The organism is Micromonospora sp. NPDC005979, assembly GCF_040614415.1.
In the GTDB taxonomy this organism is placed as follows: domain Bacteria; phylum Actinomycetota; class Actinomycetes; order Mycobacteriales; family Micromonosporaceae; genus Micromonospora.
In genome coordinates this window covers 1-19,988 of the sequence record NZ_JBEXUR010000020.1, presented here as the reverse complement: position 1 = coordinate 19,988, position 19,988 = coordinate 1, and the positions used below count along the sequence as shown (strand labels likewise).

12 protein-coding genes are annotated in these 19,988 nt (G+C 71.1%); 5 read left to right on the top strand and 7 right to left on the bottom strand.

Going from position 1 to position 19,988, the window contains the following annotated elements:
* Positions 1-14: 14 nt before the first annotated feature.
* Complete coding sequence (locus tag ABZ272_RS26925; RefSeq protein WP_355052712.1) at positions 15-1,151, bottom strand: XdhC family protein; 1,137 nt, start codon at positions 1,149-1,151, stop codon at positions 15-17.
* 409 nt (positions 1,152-1,560) lie between these two features.
* Between ABZ272_RS26925 and ABZ272_RS26920 the strand changes: the two genes are divergently transcribed.
* Positions 1,561-2,709, top strand: coding sequence for a lytic polysaccharide monooxygenase (locus ABZ272_RS26920; protein ID WP_355052711.1), 1,149 nt, complete (start codon positions 1,561-1,563; stop codon positions 2,707-2,709).
* A gap of 87 nt (positions 2,710-2,796) precedes the next feature.
* On the opposite strand, the gene asnB is transcribed toward ABZ272_RS26920, so the two are convergent.
* The gene (gene asnB / locus ABZ272_RS26915; RefSeq protein WP_355052710.1) at positions 2,797-4,758 is read right to left on the bottom strand and encodes an asparagine synthase (glutamine-hydrolyzing); all 1,962 of its coding nucleotides are present in this window, start codon (positions 4,756-4,758) and stop codon (positions 2,797-2,799) included.
* Positions 4,759-4,890: 132 nt separating this feature from the next.
* Between asnB and ABZ272_RS26910 the strand changes: the two genes are divergently transcribed.
* The 3 genes from ABZ272_RS26910 to ABZ272_RS26900 all read left to right on the top strand — a co-directional run bounded on the left by ABZ272_RS26910 (position 4,891) and on the right by ABZ272_RS26900 (position 10,901).
* Positions 4,891-6,378, top strand: a complete 1,488-nt coding sequence (locus tag ABZ272_RS26910) for an aminopeptidase P family protein (RefSeq protein ID WP_355052709.1) — start codon at positions 4,891-4,893, stop codon at positions 6,376-6,378.
* A gap of 729 nt (positions 6,379-7,107) precedes the next feature.
* Positions 7,108-8,967 carry a right-handed parallel beta-helix repeat-containing protein gene (locus tag ABZ272_RS26905; protein WP_355052708.1) on the top strand — a complete coding sequence of 620 codons (1,860 nt, stop codon included), beginning with the start codon at positions 7,108-7,110 and terminating at the stop codon, positions 8,965-8,967.
* A 287-nt stretch (positions 8,968-9,254) separates the two neighbouring features.
* Entirely contained in the window at positions 9,255-10,901 is a 1,647-nt protein-coding gene (locus ABZ272_RS26900; protein ID WP_355052707.1) for a hypothetical protein, read from the top strand.
* Positions 10,902-10,971: 70 nt separating this feature from the next.
* Here ABZ272_RS26900 and pulA read toward each other — a convergent pair whose 3' ends face one another.
* The 5 genes from pulA to ABZ272_RS26875 form a co-directional block, all read right to left on the bottom strand.
* Positions 10,972-16,473 (bottom strand): pullulanase-type alpha-1,6-glucosidase, encoded by a 5,502-nt coding sequence (gene pulA, locus ABZ272_RS26895; protein ID WP_355052706.1) that lies wholly within the window; start codon positions 16,471-16,473, stop codon positions 10,972-10,974.
* Between the two features lie 110 nt (positions 16,474-16,583).
* Positions 16,584-17,282, bottom strand: coding sequence for a cellulose binding domain-containing protein (locus tag ABZ272_RS26890; RefSeq protein ID WP_355052705.1), 699 nt, complete (start codon positions 17,280-17,282; stop codon positions 16,584-16,586).
* 92 nt (positions 17,283-17,374) lie between these two features.
* A complete protein-coding gene (locus tag ABZ272_RS26885; RefSeq protein ID WP_355052704.1) occupies positions 17,375-18,040 on the bottom strand; it encodes a hypothetical protein in 666 nt (221 codons plus the stop codon).
* A gap of 135 nt (positions 18,041-18,175) precedes the next feature.
* Positions 18,176-18,565, bottom strand: coding sequence for a hypothetical protein (locus ABZ272_RS26880; RefSeq protein ID WP_355052703.1), 390 nt, complete (start codon positions 18,563-18,565; stop codon positions 18,176-18,178).
* Positions 18,566-18,614: 49 nt separating this feature from the next.
* The gene (locus tag ABZ272_RS26875) at positions 18,615-19,448 is read right to left on the bottom strand and encodes a hypothetical protein (RefSeq protein ID WP_355052702.1); all 834 of its coding nucleotides are present in this window, start codon (positions 19,446-19,448) and stop codon (positions 18,615-18,617) included.
* A gap of 19 nt (positions 19,449-19,467) precedes the next feature.
* Between ABZ272_RS26875 and ABZ272_RS26870 the strand changes: the two genes are divergently transcribed.
* Positions 19,468-19,647, top strand: coding sequence for a hypothetical protein (locus ABZ272_RS26870; RefSeq protein ID WP_355052790.1), 180 nt, complete (start codon positions 19,468-19,470; stop codon positions 19,645-19,647).
* Positions 19,648-19,988: the final 341 nt, after the last annotated feature.

The window sequence follows — 19,988 nt, the reverse complement described above, 5'->3', positions numbered from 1 at the left end:
CTGGCACAGCGGGATCAGTCCGCGTGGTGGATCGGCCCGTCGGTCGCGGCCAGGGGGCGGCCACTGCCGCCCCAGCGGGCCGCGACGATCTGCGCGGCCACGCTGACCGCGGTCTCCTCGGGGGTACGACCGCCGAGGTCCAGCCCGATCGGTGAGGCCAGCCGGTCGAGCTGTGCGGTGCTGAGCCCCGCCTCGCGGAGCAGCTTGTGCCGTTCGTCGTGGGTACGTCGCGACCCCATCGCGCCGACGTACGCCAGGGGGTGGCGCAGGGCCAGCGCCAGCAGCGGCACGTCGAACTTCGGGTCGTGGGTGAGCACGCAGACGACCGTGCGCCCGTCGACCCGGCCGGCGTCGATCTCGTCCCGCAGGTAGCGGTGCGGCCACCGCACCACCACCTCGTGCGCGTCGGGGAAGCGCCGGCCGGTGGCGAAGACGGGCCGAGCGTCGCAAACGGTCACCCGGTAGCCGAGGAACGCTCCGATCTGCGCCACCGCCGCCGCGAAGTCGATCGCCCCGAAGACGATCATTCGGGGCGCGGTGGCGTACGCGGCCACGAAGAGACTGAGGCCGCTGCCCCGGCGCTGTCCCTGGTAGCCGTAGCCCAGGACGCCGCTGTGCCCGGCGGCGAGCAGCCCGAGCGCGTCGTCGGCCGCGGCGTCGTCCAGCCGGTCGTCGCCGAGCGAGCCCGTCACCCGCCGCCCGGTCAGCACCAGCCGGCGACCCAGCCGCCCCGCCGGGTCGGGCGTGTCACCGGCATCGGCGGCCACGCAGGTGACGACCGCGGCCGGCTCGCCGGCCTGTCGCGCGGCGGCGACCACGTCGAGCTGCGCCAGGGCATCGCCGTCGAACCGCTCGACGAACACGTCCAGCAGGCCGCCGCAGGTGAGCCCGACGGCGTACGCCTCGTCGTCGCTGACGCCGTAGCGGACCAGCTCCGGTACGCCGGTGTCGAGGACGTGGCGGGCCCGCTCGTAGAGGTCCGCCTCGACGCAGCCGCCGGAGACGCTGCCGGTGACCGTCCCGTCGGCGGCGACCAGCATGGCGGCGCCGGGCGGCTGCGGCGCGGATCGCCAGGTGGCGACCACGGTGGCCAGGGCGACCGGCTCGCCGGCCCGGCAGCGGCGGTGCAGTTCGTCGAACACGTCGGGCACGCGCTGCCGCCTCCTTCGTCTGCGCGACGCCACGGGCGGCGCAAGGCGACCCGAGGCGGGCGATCTGCGCGGGAAGACCGTCGGGGCGCAGACCATCACTATAGGAAGGAACCCGCCGGACCGGATAGGAGTCCGCCGAGCCGACGCCGGCCCGCCGGGTTTGACGCATCGAGGAACGACTATTGCGCCGGTGGCGGACGACGTGGTGGGATGGCCCGTGCCGGGTGGTGCGAGGGCTGTCGCGCTTCCGGTTGCCGGGTTGTTGGACGCGAGGGCACCGGTCCAGGACAGGACCGTCGATGGCGTGTGTCCGCCGGCCGATCTTCTGCCGGGGCGCGCCAGGGTGATCGTCGTATCCGCTTGCGGCGGGGCGGCCTCGGGCGGCACGCCTCGCGAGTCAGGAGAACCCGTGAACCGTTCCCGTACGGCCGCAGTGCTCACCGCGGCCCTGACCTTTGCGCTGGGCGCCGTCGCCCTGGCGTCCAGTCCACAACCGGCGGCCGCGCACGGCGCGGCGATGACGCCGGGCAGCCGCACCTACCTCTGCTGGCAGGACGGCATGAGCCAGACCGGCGAGATCAGGCCGAACAACCCGGCCTGTGCCGCCGCCGTGGCGCAGAGCGGCACGAACTCGCTCTACAACTGGTTCAGCGTGCTGCGCTCCGACGCCGGTGGCCGGACCACCGGCTTCATCCCGGACGGGCAGCTGTGCAGCGGTGGCAACACCGGCTACCGGGGCTACGACCTGGCCCGCACCGACTGGCCGCTGACCCACCTGACGTCCGGCGCACGGCTGGACTTCAAGTACAGCAACTGGGCGCACCACCCGGGCACCTTCTACTTCTACGTGACGAAGGACAGCTGGAGCCCGACCCGTGCGCTGGCCTGGAGCGACCTGGAGGAGCCGTTCCTGACGGTGACCAACCCGCCGCAGCGCGGCGCGGTCGGCACCAACGACGGTCACTACTACTTCAGCGGCAACCTGCCGTCGGGCAAGAGCGGTCGGCACATCATCTACTCCCGCTGGGTGCGTTCGGACTCGCAGGAGAACTTCTTCGGCTGCTCCGACGTGACGTTCGACGGTGGTAGCGGTCAGGTGACCGGTGTGGGTCCGGGCGGATCGAACCCGACCACCCCGCCGCCCACGACGCCGCCGCCCACCACGCCGCCGCCGACGACCCCGCCACCCACCACGCCCCCGCCCACCACGCCGCCGCCGACCACCCCGGCGCCGACCACGCCGCCGCCGTCCAGCGGTGACTGCATGGCCGTCTACTCGGTGACCAGCACCTGGCAGGGCGGATTCCAGGGACAAGTCACGATCATGAACCACGGCAGTACGCCGTTCTCCGGCTGGACCGCGAGCTGGACCTGGCCCAGCGGCCAAGTGATCAACCAGGTCTGGAATGCCACCCAGACGACGTCCGGCGCCTCGGTGACCGCGACGAACGTCTCGTACAACGGCACGGTCGCGCCCGAGGGCACGACATCGTTCGGCTTCCTGGCCAGCAGCACAGGAACGAACACCCTCCCAACGGTCACCTGCGCCCGTCGCTGAGGTACCCCTGAAATGATCAAGAGGTTTGCGTCACCCGGAGCGCTTCCGGTGACGCAAACCTCTTGATCGACAGGGTGGGGCGGCGGGTCAGCGGACCATGGAACCGACCACCGGCTTCGTCAGCAGGGCCGACTGGTTGCGCTGGATACCCGGGTCGAGCGTCTTGGCCACGAAGATGGCGTGCCAGATGCAGAAGATCAGCACCGTCCACACCTTGCGGGAGTGGTCGAACTCCTCCCGCTTGTGCTCGTCGAGCAGCCGCAGCGCGTACGACAGGTCGAGCAGGTCACCCGCGCCGGAGGTGCTCAGCACGTGGCGGGCCCACTCGTACATCTCGCCGCGCAGCCACACCCGGGTCGGGGTCGGGAAGCCCAGCTTCTTGCGGTTGACGATCGCCGGCGGGACGACGCCCTGCAACGCCTGACGCATCGCGTACTTGGTGGCGTCGGAGCGCGGCGGCAGCTTCAGGTCCACCGGGATCTTCGCGGCGACGTCGAAGACCTCGCGGTCGAGGAACGGCACCCGCACCTCCAGCGAGTGCGACATCGAGATCCGGTCGGCCTTGACCAGGATGTCGCCACGCAGCCAGGTGTAGAGGTCGACGTACTGCATCTTGGTGACGTCGTCCAGCTCGGTGCACTCGGCGTAGATCGGGGCGGTCACGTCGGTGTAGCGCACCGAGGGGTCGTAACGACGCAGCAGGTGCTGCTTCTCCTCCTCGGTGAACATCCGCGCGTTGCCGTAGTAGCGCTCCTCGATCGGGGTGGTGCCCCGCTCCAGGAAGCTCTTGCCCTTGACGCCCTGCGGGATGGCCTTGGAGACCGCCCGCAGCCCCTTCTGCACACCACCGGGCAGACCGTTGACGGTGCCCAGCGACAGCGGCTCCCGGTAGATCGTGTAACCACCGAAGAACTCGTCGGCCCCCTCACCGGAGAGCACCACCGTGACGTGCTCGGCGGCCTTCTTCGCCACGAAGTACAGCGGCACCAGCGCCGGGTCGGCCACCGGGTCGTCCAGGTGCCAGACGATCTTCGGCAGCGCGTCGATCATGTCCTGCGGACCGATCTTGGTGGGGATGGTGGTGACGTCCAGGTGCCGCGCCGAATCCTGGGCGACGTCGATCTCCGAGTAGCCCGGGACGTCGTAGCCGACGGTGAAGGTCAGGATGTTCGGGTTGAACTCGCGGGCCAGCGCGACCACGGCGGTCGAGTCGATGCCGCTGGACAGGAACGAGCCGACCGGCACGTCGGAGCGCATGTGCATGCGCACGCTCTCGCGCAGCGTCTCGCGGATCTCGTGGTACAGCTTCTGCTCGTCGTCGACCGGCGCGGGCCGGAACACCGGCCGGTACCACCGCCGGACGTCGATCCGCCCGCCCGGGGTCCAGGTCAGGTACTCCCCCGAGCCGATCCGGCTGATGCCCTTGTGCAGCGTGCCGGGCTCCGGCACGTACTGCAGCGTCAGGTAGTGGCTCAGGTTCGCCGCGTCCACGCCCGCGTCGCCCTGGTAGTTGCTGTGCGCGAACGGCAGCAGCGCCTTCTTCTCCGAGGCCAGGTAGAGGCCGTCGGCGGTCTCCAGGTAGTGCAGCGGCTTGATGCCGAAGTAGTCGCGGGCGCCGAACGCGCGCCGCTCCTGCCGGTCCCAGATGACGAAGGCGAACATGCCGCGCAGCCGGGTGAGCACCTGCTCGCCCCAGTAGTGGTAGCCGGCGACGATCACCTCGCCGTCACCGGCGGTGGCGAACTGCGCGCCGAAGTCCCGGATCAGCTCGTCGCGCAGCTCGATGTAGTTGTAGATCTCACCGTTGAAGGTCAGCAGGTAACGGCCGTTCGCGTAGGGCAGCGGCTCGTGACTCGACGCGACGTCGATGATGGCGAGCCGCTTGTGGGCGAACACTCCGTCCGCGTACCGGCCGGACGCGTCGCCGACCACCTCGACCCCTGTCTCGTCCGGGCCGCGGTGGTGCAGGCATTCCAATGCTCCGGCGATGTGGTCGCGGTGCGCGGCGGCGTTGCCGTTCGCGCTGAAGAAGGCCAGGAGTCCGCACATGGTCGTCATCTTTCCACGCGCTCCGTCGGCCCGTCGCAGCCGTCCGTCGTTCGGGGCGCTCCCGGCCGCCACCACCGCGAACCGGGCGCGCGGTACCGTCGGGACCAGCCACGAGCGGAGGGGAGCGGCGCAATGACCGAGGAACGCAAGAGCACCGAGGGTACGCCGACAGACGGCACGGAATCGCACGATCCGGACTTTCCGGAGGCGTTCCTGTCGTTCATGCGGCAGGGCTGGCGCGACACCGAACTCCCGGTCACGCCGCGTCCGGAGGTCCCCAACTACGCCAAGCGGCGGGCCGCGCTCTCCGCGGCCTTCCCGGGCGAGACGCTTGTCATCCCGACCGGCGGCGAGAAGGTCCGCGCCAACGACACCACGTACCCGTTCCGGCCGGGCAGCGACTTCGCCTACCTGACCGGTGACCACGACCCGGACAGCGTGCTGGTGCTGCGCCCGAACGGCTCGGGCCACGACGCGACGCTGTACATGCGGCCCCGCTCGTCCCGGGAGACCGACGAGTTCTTCCGCAGCCGGCACGGTGAGCTGTGGGTGGGCCGGCGGCACACCCTCGGCGAGAAGTCCACCGAACTGGACCTGCCCACCGCCGACCTGACCGGGCTGGAGGCGGCGCTGGCCGACCTCGCTCCGGGGCGTACCCGGGTGTTGCGCGGTTTCGACGCCCAGGTGGACGCGGCCGTGCGCCCCTACGACGGGCCGCGCGCCGAGGGGCAGCCGGCCCGCGACCGGGAGCTGGCCATCGCCATCTCGGAGCTGAAGCTGGTCAAGGACGAGTGGGAGATCGGCCAGCTCCAGGACGCGATCGACGCCACCGTCCGGGGCTTCGAGGACGTGGCCCGCGTCCTGCCGGCCGACCGGGCCGTCTCCGAGCGGCTGCTGGAGGGCATCTTCGCGCTACGCGCCCGGCACGACGGCAACGACGTCGGGTACGGCTCGATCGTCGGCGCGGGCGAGCACGCCACGATCCTGCACTGGGTGCACAACCACGGCGCCACCCGCCCGGGTGACCTGCTGCTCATGGACATGGGGGTGGAGGGGCGCAACCTCTACACCGCCGACGTGACCCGGGTGCTGCCGGTCGACGGCCGGTTCACCGCCCTGCAACGCCAGGTCTACGACATCGTGTACGCCTCGCAGCAGGCCGGCATGGACGCCATCCGCCCCGGCGTGAAGTTCAAGGACGTCCACCTGACCTGCATGCGGGTGCTCGCCGAGGGCCTGTCCGACCTGGGCCTGCTGCCGGTGAGCGTGGACGAGGCCATGGACGAGAAGTCCTCGGTCTACCGGCGCTGGACGCTGCACGGCTTCGGTCACATGCTCGGCATCGACGTGCACGACTGCTCCAACGCCCGCAAGGAGACCTACCGCGACGGCGCCCTGGGCGAGGGCTACGTGCTCACCGTCGAGCCGGGTCTCTACTTCCAGCCCGAGGACGAGCTGGTCCCCGCCGAGCTGCGCGGCATCGGCATCCGCATCGAGGACGACGTCCTGGTCACCGCGACCGGCGCGGTCAACCTGTCGGCCGGCCTGCCGCGCACCTCCGACGAGGTGGAGACCTGGCTGGCCGAGCAGCGCGAGGCCGGGCCCCGCCTGCCCGGCTGACCCAAACCCCACCCCTCGACCTCGACCCCGAGCCCCTGGGGTCGCCGCCTCGGCATCGACCTGGGCCTGGCCTGGGCCTCGTCCAGGCCAGGCCTGGTCCTGGCCGATGCCTGGACCTTGTCCGAGCCTGACCTGGTCCTGGCCGATGCCTGGGCCTGACCTGGTCCTGGCCTGGGCCTGGACTGGGCCTGGCATGGGCCTGGCCTGGGACTCGGGCCTCGGTCTGGACTCGTGGCCGGCACGCTCCGGACCACCGCCCGCGGCCCGGCGCGTGCTACCGGGCGAGATCCACTCGACTTCCTTGATGTCGGGGTTTCCGATCCGCTCGAAGAGCGCATCTTCCAGGAACCCGAGCCGATCACCCACCAGCGGCGCCGCCGAAGGCCGCGCGCCGGGCGGCAAGGGGCGCCTCGTGGTGTTTGGGCTGCTCACACCTCTTCCGGTCCCGCCGGACCGTTACGGGCTCGTGCCCTTACTTGAGGCATATGCGGGGTTTTCTCGGATACGTCCGCCTCGCGAAGATAGTTCTCATACGGTGGGCATCAGAGGCTACAAGCCATTTGTAGCTGGTCGTGGCGCTGCGGGCGGTGCGACCCCGTCTGGTAGTAGGAAGGGCGGAAGGCTCTGATGTCCGATGACATAACGAGTACCGAAGGCGGGGCCTCGACGGCTCCGCCAACACGACGACGACGGGCCCTGTGGGTTGCCGGCGTCGCGGGCCTGACCGGGGTGGTCGGTCTGGCCGCCCTCGGTGGCGTCGCCGCACGGGACGACAAACCCACCTCCGCCCGGGTGTCCGACGCACAGCCGTCGACGAACCGGCAGAACGTCAGCGACGCCGGCGCGAACGCCGACGGCGGCAAGGAGGACGGCGGCAAGGAGAACGGTGGCAACGACGAGTGGAGCGGCGGCGACTGGAGCGGCTTCGACGACCGGGCCAGCAAGGACGACAAGCGGGACGAGAAGGATCGCGCCAAGCAGGTGCCCTGCGACTCGGACAAGCTGATCCAGGCGATCACCTTCGCCAACAGCGGCGACGGCGGTGTCCTGGAACTGGCGAAGGGCTGCACGTACACCCTGACCCGCAACCAGGACGGCAACGGCCTCCCGGTGATCACCGAAGCCATCACTCTCAAGGGCGAGCACACGACCATTGGTCGTGCGGCCACCGCCGACTACTTCCGCATCCTGAACGTCGGCCCGGGCGGGCAGCTCACCCTCAAGGGCCTGAGCATCAAGGGTGGGCAGACCATCCAGCAGGCGATGACCGTGGAGCCGGCGACGGTCTGGGGGCCGTACTCGACCTCGGCCCGGACCACGGCGGCCACCACCGCAGCGGGCGCCGCAGCCCAGCCGGCCACGACGGCGGCGGCGAAGTCGGCGACGTCCACCGCCCCGGCCAAGGCAGCGGCCGCCAAGCCGACGACAACGACGGCCAAGCCGACGGCGGCCAAGCAGGCAACGACCAAGCAGGCGGCGGTCAAGGCTGCGGCGGTCAAGGGCTCGGCCGCCAAGCCGGAAGCGAGCAAGGCGGCGGAGCCCGCAGCAGCGACCAAGGCGGCAGCGAAGCCGGCAGCGACAACGGCCAAGACGGCCACGGCGGCGAAGGCAGCGGCCGCCAAGCCGGCAACCGGAACCGCAGCCAAGCCGGCAGCGGCAACCGCCCCGGCCCCGACGACGACGGCGACCGGAGCTCAGGTGGCGCCGCTGGTGGAGGAGCCCGGGTTCAACGACGGCGCCGGGGTGCTCGTACAGCCCGGGGGCCGGGCCGAGATCCTGGACAGTGAGCTGCTCTACAACCAGTCCGGCGGCAACGGCGGCGGGTTGGCGAACTTCGGCAGCGCCAGGCTCAGCAAGAGCACCGTCGCGCACAACACCGCCTTCTTCTTCGGCGGCGGCATCTTCAACGCCGGTGTGCTCCAGGTCGACGAGTCGAAGATCAAGGACAACACCGGCATCATCGGTGGTGGCGGTATCTCCAACGGCGCGGCCGAGATCTTCACCGAGTCCGTCGACGGCGGTGCGGTCTGGGTCTACAAGAGCGAGATCACCGACAACGAGACGCTCGGCTTCGGCGGCGGCGTCCTGGACGTCGAGGGCACCACGACCCTGCACGACACGAAGGTCACCGACAACACGGCGGTGCTCGACGGGGGCGGCGTTGCCGTGGCCGACAGTCAGCTCACCCTCAAGCACGCCACGGTGGCCAGGAACAGCGCTGGCCGCGACGGTGGCGGTGTGGCGGTCGTCTCCGACAGCACCGCGACGATCGAGGACACCGCCATCAAGGACAACACCGCGGGGTCCGCCGGCGCTGGCCTCTTCAACGACGAGAGCCGCACGACGCTGCGCGACAGCGAGGTCGTCGGCAACCGGGCCATCGGCCCGTTCGCCCGCGGCGGCGGCATCGTCAACACCGAGGGCAGCGAGGTCACGCTTTACCGGACGAAGGTGGCGCACAACTTCTCCACCCTTGAGCCGGGGGGCATCTTCAACAGCCTCGGCGGCACCGTGCGGCTGGACGACGAGTCCGCCGTCACCGCCAACCGTCCGACCAACTGCTTCAACGTTTTGGACTGCTTCGCCTGATCGGGTGGGGCTGAACCACATAGAACGCCCCTCCGAGCCGCCAACGGCTCGGAGGGGCGTACCCATTTGGGCAGGTCACGGGCCCGCAGGCCGACTTGGGCACTGGTGTGTCCATCCGGGCCTCGGTGAGGGCAACATGAACCTAATGCGGGGTTGTTTCGGATACGCCCGCGAGGCGAGGAACATTCTCATAAGTTGGTTTTGGGAGCTACAACCGATTTGTAGCAGGGGACGACCGTCTGAGGGCGGCGACCCTGTCTGGTACGAGGAGAGGGCAGAGAGCTCCGATGTCCAACTACCTAACGAACAACGAAGCCTCCGGGCGGGCGACGGCCAAGAGCCGCCGCAAGCTCTGGCTCGCCAGCGGCGTGGCCGGTCTGACGGGCGTGATCAGTCTCGCGGCGGTGGGCGTCGCGGGCAGCGCCGGGGCGGTCGGCCTGAACTGGAACACCGCGCAGGTCAGCAAGGACGGCGACCAGCACGGTGACGAGGGTCGTGACTGGGACAAGGACCGGGACAAGGACAAGGGCAAGGACCGGGACAAGGACCACGAGCGTGGGAAGGAGGTGCCCTGCGACACCGACAAGCTGATCCAGGCGATCGTGTTCGCCAACAACAAGCACGGCGGTGTGCTGGAACTGGCCAAGGGCTGCACCTACAACCTGACCCGCAACGACTACCAGGGCAACGGCCTGCCGGTCATCACCGAGAACATCACCCTCAAGGGCGAGCACACCACGATCGCCCGCGAGGCCACGGCCGACTACTTCCGGATCCTGAACGTCGGTGCGGGCGGCCACCTCACCATCAAGGGCCTGACCATCAAGGGTGGCCAGACCCTGGAACTGTTCGACAACGTCGAGCCGGCGGCCGTCTGGGCGTCCTACTCGGACTCCGAGGCGATCGCGGCGCAGGTGAAGGCCGGCACTCCGCTGGAGCAGGCCCTCACCGCGCGGCAGGCCAACCCGAAGGCGGGCCTGAAGGCCGCGCCGAAGGTGACGCCGAAGGCCGCGACGAAGGCGGCGCCGGGCGCGGTCACGCCGCTCGTCGAGTACCCGGACGACAACGACGGCGCGGGCATCCTGGTGCAGCCGGGCGGCACCGCCGAGATCATCGAGTCCGAGGTCGTCCTCAACCAGTCCGGCGGCAACGGCGGCGGTGTGGCCAACTTCGGCACCGCGAAGATCTGGCACAGCACCGTCGCGGGCAACACCGCCTTCTTCTTCGGCGGCGGTGTCTTCAACGCCGGCCTGCTCAAGGTCGAGGAGTCGAAGATCAAGGACAACACCGCGATCATCGGCGGTGGCGGCATCTCCAACGGCGCCGCGGAGATCTTCACCGAGGACGTCGACGGCGGCACGGTCGAGCTCAAGAAGGCCGTGATCAGCGACAACGAGACGCTGGGCTTCGGCGGCGGCTACCTCGACATCGAGGGCAACACCACCGCGTACGACACCGAGATCACCTCGAACACGGCGGTCCTCGCCGGTGGTGGTCTGGCCGCGGCGGACAGCCAGCTGAACCTGCACAAGGTGACGGTGGCGAAGAACAGCACCGCCGGGGTCGGTGGCGGTCTCGCCATCGCCTTCGACAGCGCGGTGACCGTCGAGGACAGCTGGATCAAGGAGAACACCGCCGGCTTCTTCGGCGGCGGGGTCTTCAACGCCGGCAGCGTCCTGACGCTGCGCAACACCGAGGTCGTCGGCAACCGGGCCATCGGCCCGATCGGGGTCGGCGGCGGCATCTTCAACATCTTCGGCGAGGTCAACCTGTCGAAGACGAAGGTTGCCAACAACTTCTCGACCTTCGCGCCGGGCGGTGTGTTCACCTTCTTCGGGCCGGTGAACGTGGACGACAAGTCCGCCATCACCGCGAACCGCCCGACGAACTGCCTGGCCATCCCGGGCGGCGCCATCGAGAACTGCTTCGCCTGAGCACCACACACGAAGCACCAACAAGAGACCGGCCCCCTTCCGCGCGACGCGGAAGGGGGCCGGTCCCCGCTCACTTCTGGACGAACACCGCCACGCTGCGCGCCGGCACCGTGAAGGTGCCGGCCGCCCGGTCGAACGACGCCGTCCGTAGCGTCGGGTCGGCCGAGTTGACCAGCACCGGGTGCAGCGACACGTCCGCGCCCCGCAGCCCGGTCACCGTCTGCGTCGCCGTCTCCGGAGTGCCGTTGAAGACGACGGTCAGCGCGGTCCAGGCCCCGCCCAGACCACGCGCGTCAAGCGTCATGGTCAGCACGCCCGGGGTCTCCGACTCGCCGGACAGCGGGAACGCCACCCGCCGCTGCACCTGCTCGGCGCTGCCCAACCCGAACACCGGCGACGACGCCCGGACGCGCAGCAGCTCGGCGTACCGGGCGTCGGTGGTGCCGATCGCCGAGCAGTCGGGCACCAGGGCCGGGTCCGCGAGCAGCGGCTTCGCGTACGGCCACTTGTCCTGGTTGTCCTGCGCCGGTGGCAGGCCGACGCCGAACCCGTTGCCGCTGGCGCAGTCCCAGCGGATCTGGTTGAACCAGTCACCGGAGTTGAACGAGTTGCGATCCAGCGACTTCGACCGCAGCCGTTCGGTGCCGGCGGTGACGAACCCGGCGCCCTGCCCCAGCACCACCGTGCTCAGCGCCAGCACCTGCATCCGGGACCGGTCCGCCGCGCTGGTGCCCTGCGGCAGCTTGTACGCCAGCGCGTCGTACAGGATCTCGTTGTCGTGCGCGTCGACGTAGGTGACGGCCTCCCCCGGCGCGGCGGTGTACCCGGCGGGCGAGCCGTTGTAGTCCACCTGGGCCCCGGTGACCGTACGCCCCGAGGTGTCGGTGAACCGGTAGTCCCGCAGGTTGCCGGTGAGGCCCACCTTGATCAGGTCGTGGGCGTGTAGAAGACGGGTCTTCTGCTCGGCCGCCGAGCCGTTCACCGGGTCGCCGTTGGGGTCGGTGTAGAGCCCGGAGGCGAAGCCCTGCACGCGCGGGTTGGCGTCGAACGGGCCGCCGCCGCGCACGGCGTCGCGCAGCCGGTCGTTGAACGTGCCGACACCCGTGCCGGCCATGTTGGCCTGGGTGGCCTGCTCGAACCGGGCGTCGTTGGCGACCTCGCCGAAGTTCCAGCCCTCGCCGTACAGCATGATCGCCTTGCCGTCCACGCCGTCGCGGGCGACGGTGAGCCGGTCCAGGGCCGCCCGGACGGCCAGGATGTTCGCCTTCGGGTGGTGGCCCATCAGGTCGAACCGGAAACCGTCCACCTTGTACTGCCTGGCCCAGGTGACCAGCGAGTCGACCACCAGCTTGCCCATCATCGCGTGCTCGGGCGCGGTGTTCGCGCAGCACGTGGAGTTGGCGACGGTGCCGTCGTCGAGCAGCCGGTGGTAGTAGCCGGGCACCACCTGGTCGAGCACCGACCTGGGGTCGACGCCGGCCGCCGCCGTGTGGTTGTAGACCACGTCCATGACCACCCGCAGGCCGGCGTCGTTCACTCCGGCCACCATCCGACGGAACTCGGTGGTCCGCGCCGCCCCGCTAGGGTCGAGGGCGTAGCCGCCCTCCGGCACGGTGTAGTGCAGCGGGTCGTACCCCCAGTTGTAGCCGTCGGTGTCGGCGACGGCCGCGACGCACGTCTGCTGCTGGTCCGAGTCCGGCGGCAGCGCCGCCAGGTCACAGGCCGGCTGGCGCTGGTCGGCCCGCTTCTCGGGGATGGTGGCGAAGTCGAACGCCGGCAGCAGGTGCAGGTGGGTGACGCCGGCGTCGCCGAGCGCCCGCAGGTGTTTCATGCCGGCGGTCCCCGGGTCGGTGAACGCCAGGAACGTCCCCCGCCGCGGCGCCGGCACGGTCTCGTCGGCGATGGAGAAGTCGCGCACCGACAGCTCGGAGATCTGCGCCTTCGACGAGGGCACCCCGGCCGGCTTGCGCAGCGTGCGCCACCCCGGCGGGGCCAGCGCCGGGTCGTCGAGATCGACGAGCTGGCTGTGGGTGGAGTCGGCCGCGAGGGACACCGAGTACGGGTCGGTGACCGACGCGGTGACCATCCGCTGCACGGCCGGCTGCCACGCCCGCACCCGGTAGCGGTAGTACTTCCCCGTCCAGGCGTGGCTGCCGCGTACCGACCAGACGCCGGTGCGGTCGTCGCGGCGCATCGCCACCGTCTTCGGCGCGGCCGTGGGCGAGTCGAACAGTTCCAGCTCCACCGTCCGCGCGGTGGGGGCCCAGAGCGCGAGGCTCGGCGTCCGGCCGGCGAAGGTCGGGCCGAGCGTGACCTGGGTGGCCCGGGAGTACACGTCGTCGAGCACGCCGGGGATCTGCACGCCGGTGGCGGCGAGCAGCTTCCCCTGGGCGTCGCGCTCGGTGACCAGCAACTGCCCGCGCAGCGCCGCCGGCACCTTCGCCAGGTCACCCCGGTCGAGGGTGAAGGCCCGGTAGGACCACAGGTGCCCGAACGCCGCGCGCTGGGCCTCGGTGAGCCCGTTGCGCTGCGCGCGCAACGGCAGACTGGTGTACGCCCCGGACAGCTCCCCGTCGACGACGCTCACCCCGCCGGCCGGGGCGGCCACCAGGGCGTACACCCGGCCGTCGGTGGGTGGGGTCTGCCAGGCGATGGTGGACCGGTCGATCCAGTGCGCCTTCTGCTTGCCGATGTCGGTGTCCCCGCCGGCGCTGGTCGCGGTGGACGGCAGCAGCCGCCCCGGGGTGGCGGCGAGCAGCCACACCTCCCGGCCGGCGCTGGCGAAGTCGAGCCGCTGGTCGTCGGGCAGGTCCTTGGTGTCACCCTTGTGCAGGATGTAGTTCAGCCCGGTCGCCCCGGCCGCCAGCGGCACCCGGAACACCGCGCCGAACGCGTCGGTCGAGGTGGGCGCGAGCGGGCTGGCCCAGTCCGTCGGGTTGGCCGCGCCGTCCCACAGGTGCAGACCCCACCCGTCGTAGTTGCCGTCGGCCCGCCGATAGTGGATCACCGCGGTGCCCTCCTCGACCGCCGGGTCCGGTTGCCCGGTGGCCGCCTGCCGGCTCGGATAGACGGTCGCGTCGCCCTGCTTGAGCCAGATCTCGCCGGTCCGGGTGACGTCCATCGTGCGGTCCTGGGCGACGTCCTTCGTGCCATCGGAGTCGACGACAACGAAACCCACGGACTTCGCGCCCGGCTTGAGCTTCACCCAGGCGAACCGGCCGTAGGAGTCCTCCCCGGCGAACGGTTGCCCGGTGGGCCACTCGGTGACGTACGCCGGGTCGATGTCGCCCCAGGCGTACAGCCCCCAGTCGTCGTACCCCCCGGCCGGACGCTGGTAGTGCACCACCGCCCACTCCCGGGATCCACCCAGCTCGGGCGTGCCGACGACGGCGACGGACCGGGCGGTGGCGGTGCGGCCCCGGCCGTCCCGGACGACCGCGCGGTACTCGACGCGGGTGCCGCCGGCCAGCCCGTCCAGGTCGTGGTGCACGGTGTACGGCGCGTGGTCGGCGCTGCCCAGCAGCGTCCACCGGCCGCCGCCGACCCGCGCCGCCACGGTGACGGTCGACAGCGGGTCGCCGGTCACCTGCGCGGTGACCGCCGCCCGGGTCGCCACCGACGCGTCCGGCGCGGGGCTGGTGATGGCGATGGTCGGCGTGCCGCTCGCCCGGGCGATGGGGCTGCCCGCGCGGTACACGGCCGCCGACAGCGGCGGCACGGTCAGCGTGACCTTCCCGTCGCCACCGGCCTTCGCGCTGGCGGACGCGCCGTAGATGCCGGTGAAGGTGGCGCCGGCCGACCAGGTGTCCACGCTGACAGTCTGCGCGGTCGCGGCGTTGTTCACCGCCACGAGGTACTCGGTCCGGTCGGCGGCCGCGACGCGGGAGGCGGCGAAGACGCCGGGACCGTCGGCGGCGTACCGGGTGACCTGGATGCCGTCGCGCAGCGCGGGGTGCGCCTGGCGCAGCCGGCCCAGCTCGGCGATCGTCCGGTACAGCGGGTGGGCGGTGTCGAACTGGTCGCTGGCGTGGGTGCGGTCGGTGCCGAGCAGGTCGTCGTCGAGGTAGTCGGGCACCTTCGAGGCGAACATGTCCTGCCGGGCGTCCTTGTCGCCACCGGGGCCGGTGAAGCCCTGCTCGTCACCGGAGTAGATCACCGGCTGGCCGCGGGTGAGGAACATGAGCTGGTGGGCGAGCTGGTCGCGGCGCAGGTGACTGGTCGGGTCGGTGCCGCCGCCGACGATGAACGACCCGATCCGGCCCATGTCGTGGTTGCCGAGGAAGGTCGTCAGCCGGCCGGCGTCGGTGTCCCGGGCGGCGTAGAGGTCGTCGCGGGCGTACACGTCGGCGAGGGCCTTCGCCGAGCCGCCGCCCGCCGTGTAGCCCCGCGCGGCCTCCTGGAACGCGAAGTCGAGGGTGGCCGGCAGACCGCCGCGGCGCACGTACGTCGACGTGACCTCCGGATCGGCGCTGTACACCTCGCCGAAGACGAAGAAATCCTTCTTGCCGGCCTTCTCGGCGGCCCGCTCGACGCCCCGGGTGAACTGCGGCCAGAAGTCCATGTTGACGTGCTTGACGGTGTCCAGCCGGAACCCGTCGACGCCGGTCGCGCCGATCCAGTCCCCGTACGCCTTGGTCATCCCCTGGACCACCTCGGGCCGTTCGGTCCACAGGTCGTCGAGACCGAAGAAGTCGCCGTACTCGCTGTTCTCGCCGGTGAACGTGGAGTCGCCCCGGTTGTGGTACATGCTGGCGTCGTTGAGCCAGGCCGGCACCTTCACCGTCGCGTCACCCGGCTCGGGAAGGACCGGCGTGTACGGGCCGGCGTTCGCGTCGACGGTCGGGAAGTCCCGGCTGCCGTCGGCGTAGTTGCGGTCCTCGAAGGTCCGCCCCCGCGCGTCCGTGTACGGCGAGGTCGCCTTGTCCACGTAGGCGTAGCGGTCCTCGGCGTACCTGATGACGTCGGCGGTGTGGTTGACCACCACGTCGAGATAGACCTTGATGCCTCGCCGGTGCGCCAGCGAGACCAGCTCCTTGAGCTGGGCGTTCGTGCCGAAGTGCGGGTCGACCTGGGTGAAGTCGGTGATCCAGTAGCCGTGGTAGCCGGCGGAGACGTCGTTCCCCTCACCCTGCACCGGGCGGTTCTTGAAGATCGGGGCGAGCCAGATGGCGGTGGTGCCCAGGCCCTGGATGTAGGCCAGCTTGTCGATGACGCCCTTGAGGTCACCGCCGTGGTAGAAGCCCTTGTCGGCCGGGTCGAGACCGGTGCGCAGCCGGTCACCGGTCAGCCCGCCGGAGTCGTTGCGGCGGTCGCCGTTGGCGAACCGGTCCGGCAGGACGAAGTAGAACTGCTCGGCACGCGCGGCGTCGGCGCCCGCGGCCAGCAACGCGTCGGCGCTGGGCTCGTCGCGCCACTGCACCGCGCCGGTTGCAGTCAGGGGATCGGCGCCGGACGGTCGGGGATCGGCGTCGGCGCCGAGGGGGCGGGCGGATACCGGCGTGCCGACGAGGGTGACGGTGAGCAGGCTGACGAGCGCGAGCAGGGCGGTACGGCGTATCGGCGGGGGTTTCATCGACGGCCTTCCTCTGGTCGTGATTGGCCGCACGCTAACCCTTGCCGCAACGATCTGCAATACCTTGCAAACAAAGTCGTAACAGAGCAGCAAACTTGCGGAAGGCTCGCTCAGAACCCGCTACAACGCGCCCCGTCGACAGTGCACCCGCGCGGCGTCGAGGGCGCCCGCTCCAGATGGAACCGCAGCGCCACCGACCCACCGGCCGAAACGTCCACCCCGCTGACGTACGTGAAGCCGCCGTCGAACTGCCGCAGCGTCCCCTGGGGTACGCCCTCCACCCAGGTGGTCACCAGCCGACCACCGGCGAACTCGAACCGCACCGTCCACCCTCGGTCCACACCGGACGCGTTGACGATCAGCACCTCGCCGATGAAACCGCCGTCGAAGCTCTGCACCACCCGGTAGCGTCCGCTCACCGCCGACGGCTGCTGCGGCGGCCGGACCGGCGGTCGCGCCGACGTCGACGCAACCGTCGGGCCGACCGTCGACGGCCGCGACGGGACCGGCGTGACCGGCGCGCTCGGCGGCAGCCCGCTGGCTCGCGGCGACAACCCGGGCAACAGAGCCGAGTTCTCCGGCAACGGCGTCGGCGACAGCCCGGACGGCGACACCGGCGCCTGCGGCAACGGCAGACCCGCCGGTGGCGGCCCGCCGTCCCGCGCCGGACTACGCCCCCGGTACGCGCCCAGGGCCACGAACAGCAGGACCACCATCACGACGACACCGGCGCCCACCACGATCCACGGCGACGACGCGATGGCCGCCGGACCGTGCGACGGTCGCGGGGCACGACGCATGCCGGACATGTACCTCCCTCAGCGGGCCGTCCGGGCAGCCTAGCGATCGACGGCACACCCGGAAAGCGTCGGCGTCGCGCGCGACGCGGCTCGACGCACGGTCAGCTGAGCCGGCACTCCACCCCGTTGATCACGCACCGCACCGGACGCTGCGCCGATCCATCCCAACTGACCCGCAACCGCAGGGTCTGCGTGTCACCGGCACCCAACGACTCTCCGCCGCTGAGCACGAACGCGCCGTCACCCTGAGCCGCCACCGAGATCCCCGCCGCGCCGCTGACGCGCAGGCCCCGCGTGTCGTCCGCGAAGGCCAACTCCACCCGCCAGTCCACCGACCGGTCCGACCCGTTGGTCACCGACAGCGTCGCCTCGGTCGCGTTCCAGCCATCCGTACCGACCTTGTACTGCGCCGACACCGCCGGGTCCTTCGTCGCCAGGGCCGCGGCGCTCGTCGCGCCCGGCGACGGCGACTTCGTGGTGGCGCGCGGCGACGGCGTCCGGCTGCTGCGCGACGCGCGCGGTGACGCCGACCGCCGCTCCAACCCACCCGTCGTCGGCGCCGACGACGCGGCAGCCGGCGTCGTCGGCAGGAACACCGGCGGCGCGGCCTGCGGCGTGCCTTCCCCCTCCCGGGTACGGAACGACAACAGCGCGACCACCAACAGCACCGCCAGCGCGCTGACGCCCACCAGCACCACGATCCACGGCAGCGACAGCACCACTCGCGCCGTCCGCGGACCTCCCGCGCCGTCCGGCCCCACCGCCATCAGGTCTCCCCTCGTCCCACCGACGCGACAGCGTAGCCAGCGCCGGGCGGACCGGAAACCTGGCGGGTACGGATCGGACCGACCGGCCCCCTCCGTACGGAAAACGGCTCGGATGGGTCGACGCTCCGCTGGCGGTCAGCCCGTCCGGACGACCGTGCAGATCAGCGGCCCCTCACCCGAGGTTCGCAGCAGATAGCGGTACCGCTCCCCCGGCACCGCACGCCCCTGGCTGTCCAGGAACTCCCACTCGACCGACACCAGGGTCAGCAGCGCGGACACCGGCTGCACGTCCTCGATCCGGGCGTGCGCGGCGATCAGCTCCCGGTCCTGATAGTCGGGCGCGGCGCCCACGAAGGACAGCGCGACCGCCGCCAGCGAGGTGAACGAGAAGCTGTACGTGTCCGCCACCACCAGCCCGGGCAGGGCGTAACAACCACCGAGGGACGGCAGGTCGCCCGAGGTCAACGCGACGCCGTACCGGTCGAAGAACCCGGTCAGCGTGTCGAGATCCGTGGAGGCGTTCACGGCGACAGCAATTGCCCCGCACCGGGTGGACCAAACCTCGGGTCGATCCTCAGCGGGGCGGGACCCGCACCTCGATCTCCGTACCCAGTCGGGCGCCCCCGGCCAATCCCAGGTCGTCACCACTCCAGAACCGGCCCGGGTCGTACCAGTTCGGACGCTTGCCGGCGGGCAGCAGGCCCATCGCCTCGTAGGTCACGGCCACCACCTCGGCGCAGTACGCCGTCTCCAGCGCCCGGTCCCGCGCGGCCGCGCTGGCCGGAGCGGCAGTTGTCCCCCGGTTGGCCGCGGTGCCCGCGGCGACCGGGTCGGCCCCGTTGGTCGAAGCGGTCGGAGTGGCCCCGGCGGTCGGGGTGGCCCCGCTGGTCGAAGCGGTCGGGGTGACCGAAGCGGTGGGATCGACCCAGGCCGCTTGGGCGGCCCGCGATACGGCTCGGAGTGCCGCCCGGCCAGGACCCGGCAACGACGGCACCCGGCCGCGCACCCACCGCCACGCCAGCTGCGCGGTCGACGGGAACGGCGTGCCGTCCAGGCGTGCGACGGTCCGCAGCACCGCGCGTTCCATCTCGCCCTCGGCCGGCGGGTCGAGCTGCCGCAGCCAGGCCCGCTGACCGTACCGGTTGGCCCACACGCAGACCGCGTCCCGCAGATCGTGCAACTGAACACCGCGCTGGTGCGTGCCCGACCACAGGTCCGGCAGGGACTTGCCCAACTCCGCGTGCCACATCAGCGGCGGCATGTCGTCCAGCACGACGGCCATTCCGACGTGGTTGACCGGACTGTTCGTGGTGAACTGGATCGCCCGGTCCGGCACGCTACGACCCCGGAACACCCACACGTCGCCGGTGCGGGTCAACTCGACGGCCTCATCCAGGCTGATGCTCATGAGGGACTAGCCTAGGCCGATGCGGCAACGAGTGCGGTGGTGGAAGGTCCTCGGCCTGGCCGGCCTCGCCGGGGTGGCAGCGTCCGGTGTGGTCATTGCCCGGGCGGAGCGGCGCCGACGCGCGTACACCCCGGAGGAGATCCGGGAGCGCCTGCGGGAACGTCACGCCCAAGCCAATGAGGCGGCGGACTCCGCCTAACCACCCGCCGGTCCAACCTCCGGCAACCTGGGGAAGTCCGTGCGGAACGTGGCGCGCGGGCATGATCGCGCTCGATCCTGGTTGTAGTGGCCTCGAGCGCGCGGCGAGGGCCCTCTTTCCTGGTTCAAGCACGATCTTGCTCCGTGTGCACCCTCTCAGACCCGTCGGGCTCGTGCGCCCTGCTCGGTGAGACAGCACTTTCTGGGACGTTGCTGCCTCACAGCCGGCTAAGGCAGCAACATCCCCGAGCTAGTTGCATCCTGTTTGTGCTGGTGGGTGGGTGTTGACGTGGTGGTGTGGGGTGTTTTCGTGCTGGCCGAGGGCTTGTTGATCTTTGGTGT

What these genes read in the sequence shown, in the direction of transcription:
- asnB (WP_355052710.1), bottom strand. Translation starts at nt 4,758, where the DNA reads ATGTGCGGACTCCTGGCCTTCTTCAGCGCGAACGGCAACGCCGCCGCG.
- ABZ272_RS26910 (WP_355052709.1), top strand. Translation starts at nt 4,891, where the DNA reads ATGACCGAGGAACGCAAGAGCACCGAGGGTACGCCGACAGACGGCACG.
- ABZ272_RS26900 (WP_355052707.1), top strand. Translation starts at nt 9,255, where the DNA reads ATGTCCAACTACCTAACGAACAACGAAGCCTCCGGGCGGGCGACGGCC.
- pulA (WP_355052706.1), bottom strand. Translation starts at nt 16,473, where the DNA reads ATGAAACCCCCGCCGATACGCCGTACCGCCCTGCTCGCGCTCGTCAGC.
- ABZ272_RS26890 (WP_355052705.1), bottom strand. Translation starts at nt 17,282, where the DNA reads ATGTCCGGCATGCGTCGTGCCCCGCGACCGTCGCACGGTCCGGCGGCC.
- ABZ272_RS26885 (WP_355052704.1), bottom strand. Translation starts at nt 18,040, where the DNA reads ATGGCGGTGGGGCCGGACGGCGCGGGAGGTCCGCGGACGGCGCGAGTG.
- ABZ272_RS26875 (WP_355052702.1), bottom strand. Translation starts at nt 19,448, where the DNA reads ATGAGCATCAGCCTGGATGAGGCCGTCGAGTTGACCCGCACCGGCGAC.
- ABZ272_RS26870 (WP_355052790.1), top strand. Translation starts at nt 19,468, where the DNA reads ATGCGGCAACGAGTGCGGTGGTGGAAGGTCCTCGGCCTGGCCGGCCTC.